Annotated in this window: 16 protein-coding genes; 6 read left to right on the top strand and 10 right to left on the bottom strand. The window is 72.1% G+C overall.

All coding sequences use genetic code 11. The features are described 5' to 3' along the window. Positions 1-58: 58 nt before the first annotated feature. Complete coding sequence (sepH, locus tag ACFYPM_RS01755; RefSeq protein ID WP_387190132.1) at positions 59-1,138, top strand: septation protein SepH; 1,080 nt, start codon at positions 59-61, stop codon at positions 1,136-1,138. Positions 1,139-1,304: 166 nt separating this feature from the next. On the opposite strand, the gene ACFYPM_RS01750 is transcribed toward sepH, so the two are convergent. The 5 genes from ACFYPM_RS01750 to ACFYPM_RS01730 all read right to left on the bottom strand — a co-directional run bounded on the left by ACFYPM_RS01750 (position 1,305) and on the right by ACFYPM_RS01730 (position 5,454). Next, entirely contained in the window at positions 1,305-1,436 is a 132-nt protein-coding gene (locus ACFYPM_RS01750) for a hypothetical protein (protein ID WP_387190130.1), read from the bottom strand. A 12-nt stretch (positions 1,437-1,448) separates the two neighbouring features. Next, positions 1,449-1,958, bottom strand: a complete 510-nt coding sequence (locus ACFYPM_RS01745) for a hypothetical protein (RefSeq protein WP_387190128.1) — start codon at positions 1,956-1,958, stop codon at positions 1,449-1,451. A gap of 96 nt (positions 1,959-2,054) precedes the next feature. Next, complete coding sequence (locus ACFYPM_RS01740) at positions 2,055-3,338, bottom strand: MFS transporter (protein ID WP_387190126.1); 1,284 nt, start codon at positions 3,336-3,338, stop codon at positions 2,055-2,057. A 71-nt stretch (positions 3,339-3,409) separates the two neighbouring features. Next, the gene (locus ACFYPM_RS01735) at positions 3,410-3,859 is read right to left on the bottom strand and encodes a MarR family transcriptional regulator (protein WP_357251878.1); all 450 of its coding nucleotides are present in this window, start codon (positions 3,857-3,859) and stop codon (positions 3,410-3,412) included. Positions 3,860-3,975: 116 nt separating this feature from the next. Further along, positions 3,976-5,454, bottom strand: coding sequence for an NCS2 family permease (locus ACFYPM_RS01730; RefSeq protein WP_387191418.1), 1,479 nt, complete (start codon positions 5,452-5,454; stop codon positions 3,976-3,978). Between the two features lie 88 nt (positions 5,455-5,542). Between ACFYPM_RS01730 and ACFYPM_RS01725 the strand changes: the two genes are divergently transcribed. Further along, on the top strand, positions 5,543-5,785 hold the full coding sequence (locus ACFYPM_RS01725) for a DUF2530 domain-containing protein (RefSeq protein WP_387190123.1): 243 nt from the start codon (positions 5,543-5,545) through the stop codon (positions 5,783-5,785). A gap of 35 nt (positions 5,786-5,820) precedes the next feature. Here the strand turns inward: ACFYPM_RS01725 and ACFYPM_RS01720 are convergent, their stop codons facing one another. After that, positions 5,821-6,750 (bottom strand): DUF3027 domain-containing protein, encoded by a 930-nt coding sequence (locus ACFYPM_RS01720; RefSeq protein WP_387190121.1) that lies wholly within the window; start codon positions 6,748-6,750, stop codon positions 5,821-5,823. Here ACFYPM_RS01720 and ACFYPM_RS01715 point away from each other — a divergent pair. The 3 genes from ACFYPM_RS01715 (at position 6,749) to ACFYPM_RS01705 (ending at position 10,297) form a co-directional block, all read left to right on the top strand. Continuing rightward, the gene (locus tag ACFYPM_RS01715) at positions 6,749-8,350 is read left to right on the top strand and encodes an MFS transporter (protein ID WP_387190119.1); all 1,602 of its coding nucleotides are present in this window, start codon (positions 6,749-6,751) and stop codon (positions 8,348-8,350) included. The genes ACFYPM_RS01720 and ACFYPM_RS01715 overlap by 2 nt on opposite strands. Further along, on the top strand, positions 8,347-8,997 hold the full coding sequence (locus ACFYPM_RS01710) for a futalosine hydrolase (RefSeq protein ID WP_357571973.1): 651 nt from the start codon (positions 8,347-8,349) through the stop codon (positions 8,995-8,997). The genes ACFYPM_RS01715 and ACFYPM_RS01710 overlap by 4 nt, the downstream gene beginning before the upstream one ends. Positions 8,998-9,448: 451 nt before the next feature. Further along, positions 9,449-10,297 (top strand): 1,4-dihydroxy-6-naphthoate synthase, encoded by an 849-nt coding sequence (locus tag ACFYPM_RS01705; RefSeq protein ID WP_387190117.1) that lies wholly within the window; start codon positions 9,449-9,451, stop codon positions 10,295-10,297. Here the strand turns inward: ACFYPM_RS01705 and ACFYPM_RS01700 are convergent. Next, entirely contained in the window at positions 10,258-10,644 is a 387-nt protein-coding gene (locus ACFYPM_RS01700; RefSeq protein ID WP_074316242.1) for a cold-shock protein, read from the bottom strand. The two genes, ACFYPM_RS01705 and ACFYPM_RS01700, sit on opposite strands and share 40 nt — an antisense overlap. Before the next feature lie 27 nt (positions 10,645-10,671). Then, the gene (locus ACFYPM_RS01695; protein WP_387190115.1) at positions 10,672-11,295 is read right to left on the bottom strand and encodes an HAD family hydrolase; all 624 of its coding nucleotides are present in this window, start codon (positions 11,293-11,295) and stop codon (positions 10,672-10,674) included. Between the two features lie 84 nt (positions 11,296-11,379). Between ACFYPM_RS01695 and ACFYPM_RS01690 the strand changes: the two genes are divergently transcribed. Further along, the gene (locus ACFYPM_RS01690; RefSeq protein ID WP_387190113.1) at positions 11,380-13,866 is read left to right on the top strand and encodes a helicase-associated domain-containing protein; all 2,487 of its coding nucleotides are present in this window, start codon (positions 11,380-11,382) and stop codon (positions 13,864-13,866) included. A gap of 27 nt (positions 13,867-13,893) precedes the next feature. On the opposite strand, the gene ACFYPM_RS01685 is transcribed toward ACFYPM_RS01690, so the two are convergent. Further along, positions 13,894-14,130 (bottom strand): hypothetical protein, encoded by a 237-nt coding sequence (locus tag ACFYPM_RS01685; RefSeq protein ID WP_387190111.1) that lies wholly within the window; start codon positions 14,128-14,130, stop codon positions 13,894-13,896. A 98-nt stretch (positions 14,131-14,228) separates the two neighbouring features. Further along, positions 14,229-15,119, bottom strand: a complete 891-nt coding sequence (locus ACFYPM_RS01680; RefSeq protein WP_387190110.1) for a L,D-transpeptidase family protein — start codon at positions 15,117-15,119, stop codon at positions 14,229-14,231. Positions 15,120-15,216 lie beyond the last annotated feature (97 nt).

The following is a 15,216-nucleotide window of genomic DNA, read 5'->3' as shown; positions in this document are numbered from 1 at the left end:
GACGCCTGGGTGGCCGACTCGTGGCGTGCGGCCAGCGAAGCGGGACGGAGGCAACGCTATGCGCCCAGTACGCTTCGTCGCCCTCTCCGAGGACGGCCATGCCCTGGTTCTCGCCGACGAGGTCGGGCGGTTGCTCGCCCTGCCGATCGACGACCGGATCTCGGGTGCGCTGCACGCCGAGCCCGGCGCGCCGCCGCTGCCGGCGGCACCGGCCACCGCCGACCCGATTCCGTCCCTGTCCCCTCGGGACATTCAGGCTCGCATCCGCTCCGGTGAGTCCGCCGAGGACGTCGCCCGGATCGCCGGCGTGCCGGTCGACCGGGTGCTGCGCTATGCCGGCCCGGTGCTCCAGGAGCGGGCGATGCTCGCCCAGCACGCCCGCCGCACCCGCCTCAAGGGAGCGGAGAAGCCCACCCCGCTCGCCGAGGTGGTCAACGGTCGGCTGAGCCAGCACGGCATCGACACCGAGAAGATCTCCTGGGACGCGTACCGGCGGGACGACGGCACCTGGCGGATCATCGCCACCTGGCCGTCGGGCAAGGCCACCGCGCAGGCCATCTGGGATCTCGACAAGACCCGGCAGTCGGTCGCCCCGCACGACGACATGGCGCAATACCTGTGCGCCGAGCGACCCACGCCGATCCTCGGGCAGGAGCCGGCGCCGGAGCGGAGCGGGCACGGCCTGCACGGTCCCTCGCGCGGCGAGCCGAGCCGTGGTGGGCACGGGTTGCCGGCGGCGTCCGAGCATCCGCGCCCTGGCCGGGACCCGATCCGGGCCGGGCGGGACGCGCTGCTCGCCTCGCTGGACCGTCCGCTCGGCGCCTCGTCGGGTCGTGGCCTTGAGCCGCGTACCCCGGCTGCTCTTGCCGGTTCGGACGCGCCTCGGCAGCGGCCGGTCGGCGGGGGTGCCGCCGCGCTGCTCGGCGGCGGCCAGGGGTCGGCCTTCGACGACGACTCGGACGCGCCCAAGGAGGTGCCGGCCGTGCCGTCGCTGGCGGTGCTGCGGCCCCGCCGCACGGGCGCGGCGGCAGCCGCCGGTGGCGAGTCCACCGACGCCAACGGCAAGCCGCGTAAGCGCCTGCCGAGCTGGGACGACGTGCTCTTCGGCAGCGGGCCGGCCGCGCGCGAGTCTTCCTGACGCTGGACGTCGGCGGTCGGCGGTCGGCTGACCGCTACCGCCGACGCACGGCAGTCACTTCTTGATCAACTCGGCTTCAAGGAAACCGGGCCATCGATCCGAACAAGAAGCCCCGACTTCCAAAAACCCGAGTGGATCACGAGTTCCGGCTGCCCGGCTCGACGAGTCAGAGCGGCCAGGCGACGAGCCGGACGTTGATGCCGGCGGCGTTCGCCGCCGTGACGCGCAGCCCGGCCACCTGTGCGCCGAGGTGATCGATCGCCGCGACGGGCGGGTTGACCGCGACGAAGAGCCGCATACCGTCGTGCGCTCAGCGGTGCCGTTGCCGGTGCCCGGCCCTCGCCGCCGGGAGGGCCAGCCCGGCGGCGTGCAACACACCTTCCACCCGGACCCGCTCGATCTCCTGGTCGACGCCCTCAAGGTCGGCGAGGTGTTCGTCGATGCCGAGGGCGCGGCAGGCCAGCCGGAGCCGGTCGTCGTACGCCTGCAGGAGCGCGCCGTGCCAGACCATCGACCGCCCGCTGCCGCCGAGCCGCTGACCGCCGAGGCGGCGCAGGTCGGCGGCGAGCTGCTCCAGGGGGCGACGGTCGACCCGGTCGAACGCGCTGAGGTCGATGTCGCGGGTCAGCGCGTCGGCCTCGACGGCCCGGTCCAGGCGGGCGATGGTGCGCTTCTCCCGTCTGCGCTCCCGCCACTCGGACCAGCCACAGACGACCCGGTCGAGGATCTCGTCATAGCAGAAGAGCAGGGCGAATGCCGCCGGCAGACTGGCGACGGCAAGAAACGCCAAGGCCAGCACCAGCGCGCGTCCGACTCCCACGTATCGACGCTAAGCCCCGCCGTGCCGAGTCGCCAGCCATTTGGCCGCATCCGCACAATCCGATCAACCCACCGCGGTCCGAGTTGGCGCTAAACCTCAGCAGTCGGCGGAGGTCACGTAGAAGCGGGGCATCGGGAGCACCCGGAAGCGCAGCCGGGCGCCGGAGCGACGCAGCTGCCAGGTGAGGGCGATCAGTGCGGCGGCCAACGAGATCAACGCACCCATCCAGATGCTGGCGCCGGCGCCGAAGTGCTCCGCGACCCAGCCGATGAGCGGCGCGCCGACCGGATTGGTGCCCAGGAAGACGAGCACCCACAGGGACATCACCCGACCCCGGAAGGCCGCATCCACACCCAACTGAACCCGCTGGTTGGCGGCCTGGGCAAAGAAGACCATGAAGAAGCCGGTCGGCACCAGCAGCACCACGACCAGCCAGTACGCCGACGCGAGGCCAACCAGGGTGCCGAAGCTGGCGCAGGCGATCGCGGCGCCGAGCACCAGCCAGACCGACGGGCGACTGCGCCGACCGGTGCCGCTGAGCGCACCGCCGAGCGCGCCGACGGCAAGCGCCGTGCTGAACAGGCCGAAGGAGGCGGCACCGGTGTGGAAGACCGTCTTCGCCAGGGCGGCCAGGGTGAGCTGGAAGTTGAAGAGCGACATGCCGATCACCGACATGACCGCCATCGGCAACAGCAGGTCGGGTCGACGCCACACGTACCGCAGCCCGTCGATGACCCGTGCGGACGCCCGTTCGTCGCGCGGCAGCAGGGCGTCGCGCTCCAGCTCGGTCGTCCGCATCCGGACGACGTTGACCAGGGGTGCGATGGAGCTGACGGCGGTGAAGAGGAAGACCGGGCCGACGTCGAACGCGGCGATGGCCAGGCCGGCGACGGCCGGGCCGACGATCCGGGCCGAGTTGAACACGGCGGCGTTCAGCGACAGTGCGTTGGGCAGCAGGGGCGTGCCGACGAGCTCGGAGACGAACGCCTGGCGGACCGGGGTCTCTACGGCGTTGGCCGTGCCGAGCAGCGCCGCGAAGGCGAAGACGTGCCAGAGCTGCACCAGGTCGGTGAGGACCAGCAGGGCCATGCCGAGCGCCAGCAGGCTCCAGAAGGCGTTGGCGGCGAAGAGCAGCACCCGCTTGTCGTACCGGTCGGCCAGCCGGCCGGAGAGCAGGGTGAGCAGCAGCACCGGGGTGAACTGGCAGGCGGTCACCACCCCGAGCGCGGTGGCCGAATTGTTGGAGAGGTCGAGGACGAGCCAGTCCTGGGCGATGAACATCATCCAGACGCCGATCAACTTGATCAGCTGCCCGGATGCGAAGAGCCGGTAGTTGCGAACCTGTAGGGACTGGAACATCGTGCTCAGCTTGGCCTGCACTCTTGGTGCGCCTCCTTGGACGTACGCGTCATCGACAGGTGACGGCACGGCCCGGTGGGGCAGTGTGCGGCTCAGGCGCGAGCGAGCTGCTGAAGAATCTCGGCGGCCCTCTGCAGGGTCTCCCGTTCGTCCTCGTCGAGCGCGGCCAGCCGGTGGGCCAGCCACTCGTCGCGGGCCCGCTCGAACTGGTCGAGCACGGCGTGCCCGCCCTCGGTCGCCGCGAGGATGACCTGCCGACCATCGGTCGGATGGGGTGTCCGCCGCACGAGGCCCCGGTCCTCCAACTTTCCGACGATCTTGGTCATCGTCGGTGGCTGCACCCGCTCGACGTCGGCCAGTTCCCGGGGGGTCATCGCACCCGCCAGCCGCAGGCTGGTGAGCGCGGAGACCTGGGTGACCGTGAGGTCGCCGACCGGTCGGGCCTGGCGGACCCGCCGGTTGAGTCGGGTGATCGCATCACGCAACTGGGGGGCCAGCTGCGCCGGTGGCACGCGTTTCGCCGTCACCGTCCGCTCCGTCACAGTAGTTAGCTTAACTAATGAGCATGGCTAACGACATCGGTTATGACCAGGCTCACGAGGAGGTTAGTGCTGCTCCGGGCGGGGAATCGGAGTTCGACTCCCCGCCCGGAGACACGTCAGAGCACGAGTGATTCGATGGGTCCACGCAGGAAGTACAGCACGAACAGCGCGGCCACCCCGTACAGCAGCGGGTGGACCTCCCGGGCCTTACCCCGCACCATCTTGAGCACCACGAAGGTGATCAGGCCGGCACCGATCCCGTTGGAGATGGAGTAGGTGAACGGCATCAGCACGATCGTGAGGAACGCCGGGATGGCGATCTCGTAGTCGGACCAGTCGATCGTCCGGACCGCGGTCATCATCAGGAAACCGACCACCACCAGGGCCGTCGAGGCCGCCTCGAACGGCACGATCACCACCAGCGGCGCGAGGAACATCGCCAGCAGGAAGAGCACGCCGGTGACCAGGCTCGCCACGCCGGTCCGGGCACCCTCCCCGACACCGGCGGCACTCTCGATGTACGACGTGTTGCTGGAGGTGCTGGCCGCACCGCCGGCCGCCGCCGCGATCGAGTCGACAAGCAGGATCTCCTTGGCCCGGGGCGGGGTGCCCTGCTCGTCGAGCAGGCCACCCTCCTGGCCCACCGCCACCATCGTGCCCATGGTGTCGAAGAAGTCGGTGATCAGCAGCGTGAAGACGAACATCAGCACGACGACCCAGCCGGCCCGCCCCCACGAGTCGAGCACGTTGAACTTGCCGAGCAGCGACAGGTCCGGCAGGTCGACCACCGTCTTCGGCAACTCCGGCACGTTCAACGCCCAGCCCTTGGGGTTGGGCTTCCCGTCCACGAACGACGGGCCGATGTTGCCGATCGCCTCCACGATCACCGCCAGCACGGTGGAGGCGAGGATGCCGATCAGGATCGCGCCCTTCACCCGGCGTACCAGGAGCACCAGGGTGATCAGCAGACCCACCACGAAGACCAGCAGCGGCCAGCTCACCAGCTTGCCGCCGATGCCCAGGCCAACCGGGACCGTGGTGTTGGCGGCGTCCGGGAGCCGCCGGACGAAGCCGGCGTCCACCAGACCGATGATGGTCAGGAAGAGCCCGATACCGACCCCGATCGCGGTCTTCATCTGCGTCGGCACCGCACGGAACACGGCGGTCCGCAGACCGGTCAGCACCAACACCGCGATGATCACACCTTCGATCACCACCAGGCCCATCGCGTCGGCCCAGGTCATCTCGGGAGCGATCTCGTACGCGACGAGCGCGTTGACACCCAGACCGGCGGCGAGCGCCAGCGGGAATCGGCCGACCACACCCATCAGGATCGTCATCAGGCCGGCGACCAACGCGGTCCCGGCAGCCAGCGCGGCAATCGGCAGGGTCTTGCCGTCACCGTCGACGGCACCACCCAGAATCAGCGGGTTGAGCACCACGATGTACGCCATCGTGAAGAAGGTCGCCAAGCCGCCGCGTACCTCACGGCTCAGCGTCGAGCCACGGGCGGAGATCTCAAAGAACCGGTCGAAACTGTTACGCGGGTGAGCGGGGTTGGGAGGTGTGCCGGTCTCGGGCGGCGCTACTGCCATCAGGTCCTCGCAGGTGATCTTCCGGTTGTCGCGCGCATCGTCCCAGATCACCAGCGGGCAGGGGAAGTGGATCGCGTACGCTTGCCGAATGCCGAACGAGCAGCCACCGCGGCCGGCACCACTGGACCCACCGATGGTGCCGTTCGCTCTCGCCGGGTTGGTCGCCTGGGCGGTGGCCGGGCTGGTCCTGCTGATCTTCTTTCGGGGCTGGCTGACCGATCACGATCACCAGAACTGGCTCTGGACCTGCCTCGCCGGTTTCCTGTGGGGCTTCCCGGGCCTCGCCGTGATGCTGCGGCACGACGCCAACCGCCGCCGCCGAGCGAGCTGACCTAACCACCGCGCCGGCCGCCCCGAGGCAACCGATCAGGAGTGCCCGTACGGCTCCGCCAGCTCGCCGGCCTCCACCGGAGCCGGGTCGCGGCTGACCGACATGGCCTCCACCGCGCTGTCGTCATACACCACGGGCAGCTCTTCGACGGCGGTCTCGGCCACCTCGATCAGCGTCTCGGAGTGGGCGCCGCAACCGTGGTCGGCGCTCACCACCCGCCCGTCGTCCGGGGCGTAGAAGTTGCCGCACGCCCCGAACGCCTGCCGCATCGCGCCGGCCAGCGGCAGGTAAAAACCACAGGTGCCGCAGCGGGCGGCGGCCGGGGCTGCGGTGGAGATGGGCGCGGCGGGGCCGTGGTCGCCGTCATACCAGCGCTGCGCGGCCTCGATGCGACCCTCCTGGGAGAGCACGCGCGCTCTCCCGAGGCCCAACTCCCACGCCGTCTCCTCGACCGCCGGGTCGTCGGAAAGCAGATAACCGGGGACCAGTCGATCGTCATCCGGCGAGCTGGGCAGCAGGTCGCCCGGACCCAGGTCGCCCGGCTTGAGCCGCTCCTGCCAGGGCAGCCAGCCGGGCGCGAGCAGCGCGTCCGGGCCGGGCAGCAGCACCGTCTCGCAGATGGTCACGGTCTTGCTGCGCGACACCCGGGTGACGGTCACCGCCCAGCGCCAGCCGTCGTAGCCGGCGAGGCGGCATTCGAAGTAGTGGCTGACCAACCGTTCACCTTCGGCTACGACCTGCAGGTGGTCACCGACGTCGTCGGCGTCCACCTCGGTGATGCCAGCGCGGGCCACCTCGACGGCGGCGGCGCAGACCTGGTCGAGACGGGCGGCACGGGTGGAGGCGGGCCTGGTCACCTGACCATTGTTCCCCATGCGCCCCGCAGGGGTGACAGTGACTCCCGGGGAACCTTTCCCCGCGGTGGTGCGGCGTACCCGGATCAGATGGGCGAGGATGGTGCACATGCCGTCGTACTCCCGCTCCGGGCGATCCGTCCTCGGGCGAACCGTCGGCACCGGCATTCGCGCCATTCGCCTGCTGCTGCGTGGTTCGGTGGGCAGCGGCCGCTGGGTGACCAGGCGGGCCGGTCGGGCCCGGACCCGGGGTGCTGGCGGCGAGGTCGGCATGGTTCGCCTGTTCGACCTGCACGCGGTCTCCTGCGCCGGTGACACGCTGATCGCCATCGGCCTGGCCGGGACGATCTTCTTCAACGTCCCGCTGGGCGAGGCCCGCAGCAAGGTCGCGCTCTACCTGCTGGTGACCATGGTGCCGTTCGCCATGCTCGCTCCCGTGGTGGGTCCGCTGTTGGACCACTTCCGGCACGGTCGGCGCTACGCGCTGGCCGCCACGATGCTCGGCCGCGCGTTCCTGGCCTGGTTGATCTCCGACTACATCCACGGCTTCGGGCTCTATCCGGCCGCGTTCGGGGTGCTCGCCCTGTCCCGGGCGTACGGGGTGGCCCGCTCCGCGGCGGTGCCCCGGTTGTTGCCGGAAGGGCTCGGCCTGTCCCAGGTGGGTGCCCGGGCCAGTGTCTACGGCACGGTCGCGGGTGCGCTGGTGGCGCCGATCGGGTTGGCCGCGTTCTGGTTCGGCCCGCAGTGGCCGCTTCGCGTCGCGTCGGTGATCTTCCTGATCGGCATGGTGATCTCGCTCCGGTTGCCGCCGAAGGCCGACTCGGAGCCGCCGGAGCGGGTCCCCCGGCCGCTGCGGGCGCTGGGAGGACACCGCGGCGACCGGCCACTGGGTCGGGGGCGGCCCGCCGGCCGGCTGGTGATCGCCACCCTGATCGGTTCCGCGACGCTACGCGCGGTGTACGGCTTCCTGCTGCTCTTCCTCGCCTTCGCGATCAAGAAAGGCGACCTGACCACCGTGGCGTTCGGCCGGGATCTGGGCGCCGAATGGGCGTTGGGGCTGGTCGGCGGCGCGCTCGCGGTCGGCACCTTCCTGGCCACCGCCGTCGGCACCCGGCTGCGCATCCACCGACCGACCGCCATCCAGTCCAGCAGCATGATCATCGTGGCGGGCGTGGCGGTGCTCACCGTCATCCAGTTCTCGCTGGTGATGGTCGCCCTGCTCTGCCTGGTCGCGGCGTTGGTCAGCGGGATCTCGAAGCTGGCCGTGGACGCCTCGATCCAGGAGCGCATCCCGGAGCGGCTGCGAGCGAGTTCCTTCGCCCACTCCGAGACGGCGCTGATGCTCGCCTTCGTCGCCGGCGGCGGGCTCGGCCTGGTGCCGTTCGACGGCCGGGTGGGTATCGCGGTGGCCGCCGGCGTGGGCGTCCTGGCCGCGATCCGGGGTGTGCTGGTCGCCGCCCGACTGCGCGGCGAGAAGCTGGCCGGCCGACCACTCGGCGACGACGAGCTGACCGAGGACGAGTCGGCCGACGAGCCAGAGGACTCCACGCCCACCTCGCCCGCACCGGCGCAGAGCAGCCCCCCGTCGTACGAGGATCCGAGCCCGGCCCCGCCGGGCTACCACATCTACCGGCCGTCCTCCGCCGTCGGCGGCCCGGGTGGCGGCGCCGACGAGGAGACCCGCCGCGAGTCCCCCGGCTCGCTCTCGTGACCGGTCTGCTGGTGGTGACGGCGGTACCGGCCGAGGCGGACGCGGTCCGCGCCGGGCTGACCGACCCGACCGTGACCGTCGCCCCGGTCGGTGTGGGTCCGGCCGCCGCCGCTGCCGCCACCGCACGCCTGCTGGTGCTGGCCGAGGCCGCCGGACGGCCGTACCGCGCGGTGGTCAGCGCCGGCGTGGCCGGTGGCTTCACCGGCCGGGCCGAGGTCGGCGCCACGGTGCTCGGCACCGCAAGCGTCGCGGCCGACCTGGGCGCGGAGTCACCTGACGGTTTCATCCCCGTCGACGAGTTGGGCATGCCACTCGCGCTGCTCGGTACCGGCAGCGTCGTGCCGGCCGACCCGGTCCTGCTGGCCGCACTGCGGGCCGCCCTTCCGGGGGCCACGGCTGGCCCGGTGCTCACGGTCAGCACGGTCACCGGCAGCGCCGCCAGCACCGAAGGGCTGCGCCGCCGGCATCCGGAGGCAGTCGCCGAGGCCATGGAGGGGTACGGCGTGGCGGTCGCCGCAGCGCAGGCCGGCGTGCCCTTCGCCGAGCTGCGCACCATCTCCAACCCGATCGGCCCCCGCGATCGCGACGGCTGGCGCCTGCGCGAAGCCCTCACCGCCCTCACGGCGGCGGCCCCGGCGCTGCGCTGACTGTCACCGAGGGGACGGACTTCGAGCGTGAGCGCCGACGGCCGACCCGCCTGTGTCTCGAACCCGCAGGCGAGCAGTACGAGCACCTTGCCACCGGATTGCTCGGCCAACTCGCGCTGGCTCAAGTCGGCGCGTCGACGAAGATCCCGCAGGGTCGCCCCCACGTCGATCGCACCCTTGTCGGCAGCCACCCGTCCATGGTTTTCCGTTCAGCTCGCGCCGTCAACAACATCGGCCCACCTGTGGATAACCCTGTGGACAGCGTCTCTGCCGCTGTGCACATCCCTTCGTCAGCGCCGGTAGAGCTGACCACCGAGCCCCGACCGCGGCTCGCGGACAATCGGCGGCCACAGTCTGGCGGCGGAGCGCGGACAGGCGGCGACTGCCCGACAGGTCACAGGCACCGGACCGCGCCGAGTGGACACGCTGGGGCGGGGCTAACGTGAGGGGCGTGGCGCTCTCTCTGGCGATCTCGCCCTGCCCCAACGACACGTTCGTCTTCCACGCCCTGGTCCACGGGCGGGTGCCCGGCGCGCCACCGGTCCAGGTGACGTACGCCGACGTGGACGTCACCAACACGGCGGCCGAGCGGGGCGCGTTCGACCTGGTGAAGGTGAGCTTCGCGGCGCTGCCCTGGCTGCTCGACGACTACCACCTGCTGCCCTGCGGCGGCGCACTCGGTCGCGGCTGCGGCCCGCTGGTGCTCACCCGCAGCGATCGTGACGGCGGGCCGGACCGCACCGCCCTGACCGGTGCCACGGTGGCGGTGCCGGGCGACCGGACCACCGCGTACCTGCTGTTCCGGCTCTGGTCGGCCGGACGGCCGCCGGCCCGGGTCGAGGTGGTTCCGTTCCACGAGATCATGCCGGGCGTCGCGGCGGGCCGCTACGACGCGGGGCTGGTCATCCACGAGGCCCGGTTCACCTACCACCGGCACGGTCTGACCGCCCTGGTCGACCTGGGCGAGTGGTGGGAGGCCGACACCGGGCTGCCCATTCCCCTCGGCGCGATCCTGGCCCGCCGCGGCGCGGTGGACCCGGAGGCCGCGGCCGGCTGGGTCCGCGAGTCGGTCCGCCAGGCCTGGGCGGACCCGGCGGCCAGCCGGGAGTACGTGCTGGCGCACGCCCAGGAGATGGAACTCGACGTGGTGGACCGGCACATCGGCCTCTACGTCAACGAGTTCACCGCGGACCTGGGCGAGGCTGGTTTCGCCGCGGTGGCGGCACTGCTCGACCGAGCCGCCACCGCCGGCCTGGTGCCTCAGACCTCCAGCTCGCGTGCGACCGCGTGGACGAGCTGAGCGATCTTCTGCGCCGCCTTCTTGTCCGGGTACCGACCGCGGCGCAGGTCCGGCTGGACCTTCGCCTCCAGCACCTTGATCATGTCTTCGACGAGGCCGTGCAGCTCCTCGGCCGGCCGACGGCGCAACTCCGCCATCGACGGCGGCGCGTCCAGCAGCTTGACTCCCATGGCCTGCGCGCCCCGGCGACTGTCCACCACACTGAAGTCGACCCGCTGGCCACCCTTGAGGTCGGTGACACCCGCCGGCAGCGCACCCTTGGGCAGGAACACGTCGCCGCCCTCGTCACTGGTGACGAAGCCATATCCCTTGGCCGTGTCGTACCACTTCACTCGACCCGTAGGCACCTGAAAACCCCTGCTTCACTTGAGCCGCTACTGCTCCAAGGCTAGCTGGATCATGCCGTCGAGCGCCGCCGGGAATTCGCTGAGATCGTCCAACACCACATTCGCCCCGGCCGCGCGCAGCTCATCGTGGGAGCAGGGGCCGGTCGCGACACCGATGCCGGGCACCCCGGCGGTCGCCGCCGCGACCATGTCCGCGACGTGATCGCCGACGTAGTGGGTGGCCTGGTGTTCCCGTAGGGCCGTCGCCTTCTGCTCGGCGAAGAGGTCACCGGCCAACTCGTCGACCGCGAGGCCCAGGTGGTCCAGGTGCAGGCGGGCCAGCCGGCCGATCTTGGACGTGACGACCAGCACACGTCCGCCCCGGGCACGGATCGCGTCGATGGCCTCCCGCGCGCCCGGCAGCAGGACAGAAGGGGTGATCGCGTACGCCGGGTACAGCTCGCGGTACACCCGCACGGCCGACTCGATCTGCTCCGGCGGGAACCAGTGCGCGATCTCGGTACGCAGCGGCGGCCCGAGCCGCGACACCGCCAACTCGGCGTCCACCGGCACACCAGTCCTCGCCGTCAGCGCCCGATAGGCCGCGGCGATGCCGGGGCGGGAATCCACCAGGGTCATGTCGAGGTCGAATCCGACGGTCAGTGCGGGCATGTCGAGAAACCTACCCGGCGACCCCCGGTCGGCCGGACGTCCGAGGGGCGCGGAAGCCCCCTGCCGGGCTAGCGTGGAAACACGATGACCACCTCACTCGCCGACCACCTGCGGTCGCTGCCCGACGAGTCACTTGCCGCGCTCCTCCAGCTACGGCCCGACCTCGTCGTGCCCGTGCCAGCCGACATCTGGGCCCTGTCCATCCGGGCACAGTCCCGGGTGTCGGTGGCCCGCGCGCTGGACGGGCTGGACCAGTTCACCCAGCAGATCCTCGACGCCGCCCGCCTCACCCGGGACCCGGACGACGGCACCACGGCCACCGACGCCGTACTGGCCATGGCGACCACCGGGCCGCACCCGCCCGCGCCGACCGCCGTCCGAGCCGCCGTGGGCCGGCTGCGCGCGCTCTTCCTGCTGTACGGCCCGGAGCACGCGCTGCACGTGGTGCCCGCCGTCAACGAGGTCTCGCCGTACCCCGCCGGGCTCGGCCGGCCAGCGGCGGAGCTGGACCCGCGCACGGCCGCACTCTGCGCGGACCCGGCGAAGCTACGACGGACGCTGCTCGCCGCCCCGCCCTCGGCCCGGGCGATCCTGGACCGGTTGGCGGCTGGCCCGCCCGTGGGCAGCGTGCCCCCGGGCGCCCTACAGGCGCCGCCGCTCGGTGCGGAGGACCCGGTGCTCGCCGACCCGACCAACGGTGGCGCCCCGACCGGTTCCCCGGTGCGTTGGCTCGTCGACAACCGGCTCCTGGTCCCCGTGGCGACCGGCTCACCGACGGCCAGCGGCACGGTGGAGCTGCCCCGTGAGGTCGGCCTGCTGCTGCGCCGCGACAGCGGACCGCTCGGGCCGCTGCGTACCAGCCCACCGCCGGTGACCGCCGCGCCGCGTGAGCCGAAGGCGGTCGACTCGGCCGGCGCCGGGCAGACGATGGAGGTGGTCCGGCACACCGAAGGACTGCTGGAGCAACTCGCCGACGAGCCGGCGCCGGTGCTGCGCTCGGGTGGCATCGGTGTACGGGACCTGCGGCGGCTGGCGCGTACCGCCGGGCTGGACGAGTCGACGACCGCGCTGCTGCTCGAGGTGGCGTACGCGGCGGGGCTCGCGGGTGAGCTGGAGATGCCGGGTGCGACCACCAGCCGGTACGGGGCGGACCAGCAGGTGCTGCCGACCGGCGGGTACGAGGTGTGGCGGGCCGCTTCGCTGGCCCAACGCTGGGAGCAGCTCGCCCGCGCCTGGCTGAGCATGAGCCGCCAGGTCGGGCTGGTCGGCCGCCGCGACGACCGGGACCGGCCCATCACCGCGCTCTCCGCCGAGGCCGAACGGGCCAGCGCGCCGGCCACCCGTCGGGCGGTGCTCGGTGTGCTCGCCGACCTGGAACCGGCGACCGCGCCAACCGCGGAAGAGGTGCAGGACCTGTTGGACTGGCGGGCGCCGCGGCGCAGCCGGGGCCGGGACGCCGCCCACCGGGAGGTGCTGGCCGAGGCGGCGCAGCTCGGCGTGACCGGGCTGGGGGCGCTCACGTCGTACGGTCGGCTGCTGCTCGGTGACCTGACGTCGGCCGACGAGCGGGGCGACGACGACCCGCTGGGCGTGCACGCCGACGTGGAGAGCGGTGACCCGTCCAGTACCGCCCGCGCCCTGGACAGGCTGCTGCCCGCCCCGGTCGACCACTTCCTGGTGCAGGCCGACCTGACCGTGGTGGTGCCCGGCCCACCCGAGCCGGCGCTCGCCGCCGAGCTGGAGGCGATGACCGAACTCGAATCGGCAGGTGGGGCCAGCGTGCACCGGGTCACCACGGCGAGCGTGCGGCGCGCCCTGGATTCCGGCTACACGGCCGACGACCTGCACGACGTTTTCCGGCGACGGTCGCGTACCCCGGTGCCGCAGGGGCTCACCTACCTGGTGGACGACGTGGCCCGTAAGCACGGTGGGCTACGGGTGGGGCTGGCCGGTGCGTACCTGCGCAGCGACGACGAGACGCTGATCAGTGAGGTGCTGGCCGACCGCCGGTTGGAGTCGCTGGCTCTGCGCCGGCTCGCGCCGACGGTGCTGTGCACGCCGTACCAGGTTGGTCGGTTGTTGGGCGCGCTGCGCGACGCCGGGTTCGCCCCGGTGCAGGAGGACGGCACCGGCAGCACCGTGCTGGCCCGGCCGCGGATCCGCCGGGCCCCGGCCCGGGTGTCGATGACCACCCGGACACTCGATCCGCTGGCCGTCCCGAAGCTGCCCATGCCCCGACTGCTCGGGGTGGTGGAGCACATCCGGCGGGGTGACGCGGCGGCGCGGGCGGCCCGGCGGGCACCGGCTGTGGTGCGGGGCGGGGCGGCGGGGCTGGGCGGCGGCCCGGTGCCGGCGCACACGCACAGCGAGGCTCTGGCGGTGCTCCAGCAGGCGGTCCGCGACAAGGCGCTGGTCTGGGTCGGTTACGTCGACGCGCACGGGGCGACCGCGTCCCGGCTGGTCAAACCGGTGTCGATCGGTGCGGGCTACCTACGCGCCGAGGACGAACGGACCGAGATGCTGCACACGTTCGCGTTGCACCGGATCACCGCGGCGGTGCTGGCGGACTGAGCGGGGCGAGGTCGTTGGGCTGGTCGGTCAGCGGCGGCTGCGGCGTACGGTGCCGACCACCGAGATGACCAGCAGCAGCGCGAAGCCGGCGCCGGCGGACTCCCCGACCGAGTCGACGAAGCCCTGGCGCAGCACCAGCCAGCCGAAGAGGAACCACCCGACGAGGAGCGTCGCGGCGACGGAATAGGCGAGCACTGTCGCACGGGACACCTCGTCGGGTGGAGCGTGTTCGTGCTCCGGGATCACCTCACGGTCGACCGTCATGCCCAGCCTCCCCGCCCGATCCGGCCCTGGCCTCCCAGCGTGACACTCGTTGGACAGGTCGGACAGGGGGTTGTCCCCCGTGATTCGCCAGGCGTCGGTCAGGTGCCGGGCCGGCGGCCGATCAGCACCACCCGGGTGCCGACGCTGCCCAACTCCCACATCCGGACGGCGTCGGCGTGCAGCAGGTTGAGACAGCCGTGCGAGCCGATCGACTTGTCGTGCAGGTAGGTGGTGGTTTCGTGGAAGCCCATGCCCTGGGTGAAGTGCTGCCAGTACGGCAGCCACACCTCGTACGGGTCGGACCACTCCTTCGGGTTGCGGAAGTTGACGGTGAACGTGCCGGCCGGGGTGCGATAGCCGGACATCCCGGTGCGGGTCACCGTCGGCGGCATGATCACCTTGCCGCCACGGACCGCCCAGACGGTCTGCCGGGTCAGGTCCACGCAGAACGTGGTGCCCGTGCCGGCCTTGCACCGCGTCGGGTCGGTGGTGGCGAGGCGCTGGGCCACGTCGTACGTGGTTGGTCCGGCGCGACCCTCGACCGGGCGAATGCCGTACCTCTTCTGGAACTTCTTGATCGCGGCGCAGTCGGCAGCGGACTGCCGCCCGTCCACGGTCACCGCCCCGAATCCGCCCAGCCGGGCCAGGTAGGTCTCCACCTCGCGCTGGTGCTGCCCCTGGGGGCAGCCGGCCACCGCCGGCGTACCGGTGCCGGTGGTCGTCGGCTTCGGCGTCGCGCTGCCTGTGGGTTTCGGCGCCGGGGGCCGGGTTGCCCTCGGCGTCGGGCTGGGTGCGGCCGGTGTGGGCCGGCCGCGCTGGTCCGGGCCGGGCGTGGCGCTCGCCCCCGTTGCCTGTTCCGCAGCACCGGCTGGGGCGGCTCCCCCGCCACCACTCCCACCGGACTGCGGATCGAACGCGCACGCACCGGCGCCGACCAGCACAACCACCGTCAGGGCGACCAGTCGGGAGGTGATCCGGACTCGTTGCATTGGAACCTCCCCAGCCATCGTCCCTTTACTAGACGTTCGTGAGTGCCGTCACGGTTGCGGCCGGTGCGCATCTTTCTTCGGGGATCCCACATCGTGC

Origin of the sequence: Micromonospora sp. NPDC005203 (genome assembly GCF_042872705.1) — a bacterium.
Lineage (GTDB): Bacteria > Actinomycetota > Actinomycetes > Mycobacteriales > Micromonosporaceae > Micromonospora.
This window is presented reverse-complemented; position numbering and strand designations above follow the sequence as displayed.

Bases quoted from the DNA above. Each gene is read 5' to 3' on its own strand.
- sepH (WP_387190132.1), top strand. From the start codon at position 59: ATGCGCCCAGTACGCTTCGTCGCCCTCTCCGAGGACGGCCATGCCCTG.
- ACFYPM_RS01695 (WP_387190115.1), bottom strand. From the start codon at position 11,295: ATGCCCGCACTGACCGTCGGATTCGACCTCGACATGACCCTGGTGGAT.
- ACFYPM_RS01720 (WP_387190121.1), bottom strand. From the start codon at position 6,750: ATGTGCACCATCCTCGCCCATCTGATCCGGGTACGCCGCACCACCGCG.
- ACFYPM_RS01750 (WP_387190130.1), bottom strand. From the start codon at position 1,436: ATGCGGCTCTTCGTCGCGGTCAACCCGCCCGTCGCGGCGATCGATCAC.
- ACFYPM_RS01685 (WP_387190111.1), bottom strand. From the start codon at position 14,130: ATGACGGTCGACCGTGAGGTGATCCCGGAGCACGAACACGCTCCACCC.
- ACFYPM_RS01730 (WP_387191418.1), bottom strand. From the start codon at position 5,454: ATGGCAGTAGCGCCGCCCGAGACCGGCACACCTCCCAACCCCGCTCAC.
- ACFYPM_RS01725 (WP_387190123.1), top strand. From the start codon at position 5,543: ATGCCGAACGAGCAGCCACCGCGGCCGGCACCACTGGACCCACCGATG.
- ACFYPM_RS01680 (WP_387190110.1), bottom strand. From the start codon at position 15,119: ATGCAACGAGTCCGGATCACCTCCCGACTGGTCGCCCTGACGGTGGTT.
- ACFYPM_RS01690 (WP_387190113.1), top strand. From the start codon at position 11,380: ATGACCACCTCACTCGCCGACCACCTGCGGTCGCTGCCCGACGAGTCA.
- ACFYPM_RS01715 (WP_387190119.1), top strand. From the start codon at position 6,749: ATGCCGTCGTACTCCCGCTCCGGGCGATCCGTCCTCGGGCGAACCGTC.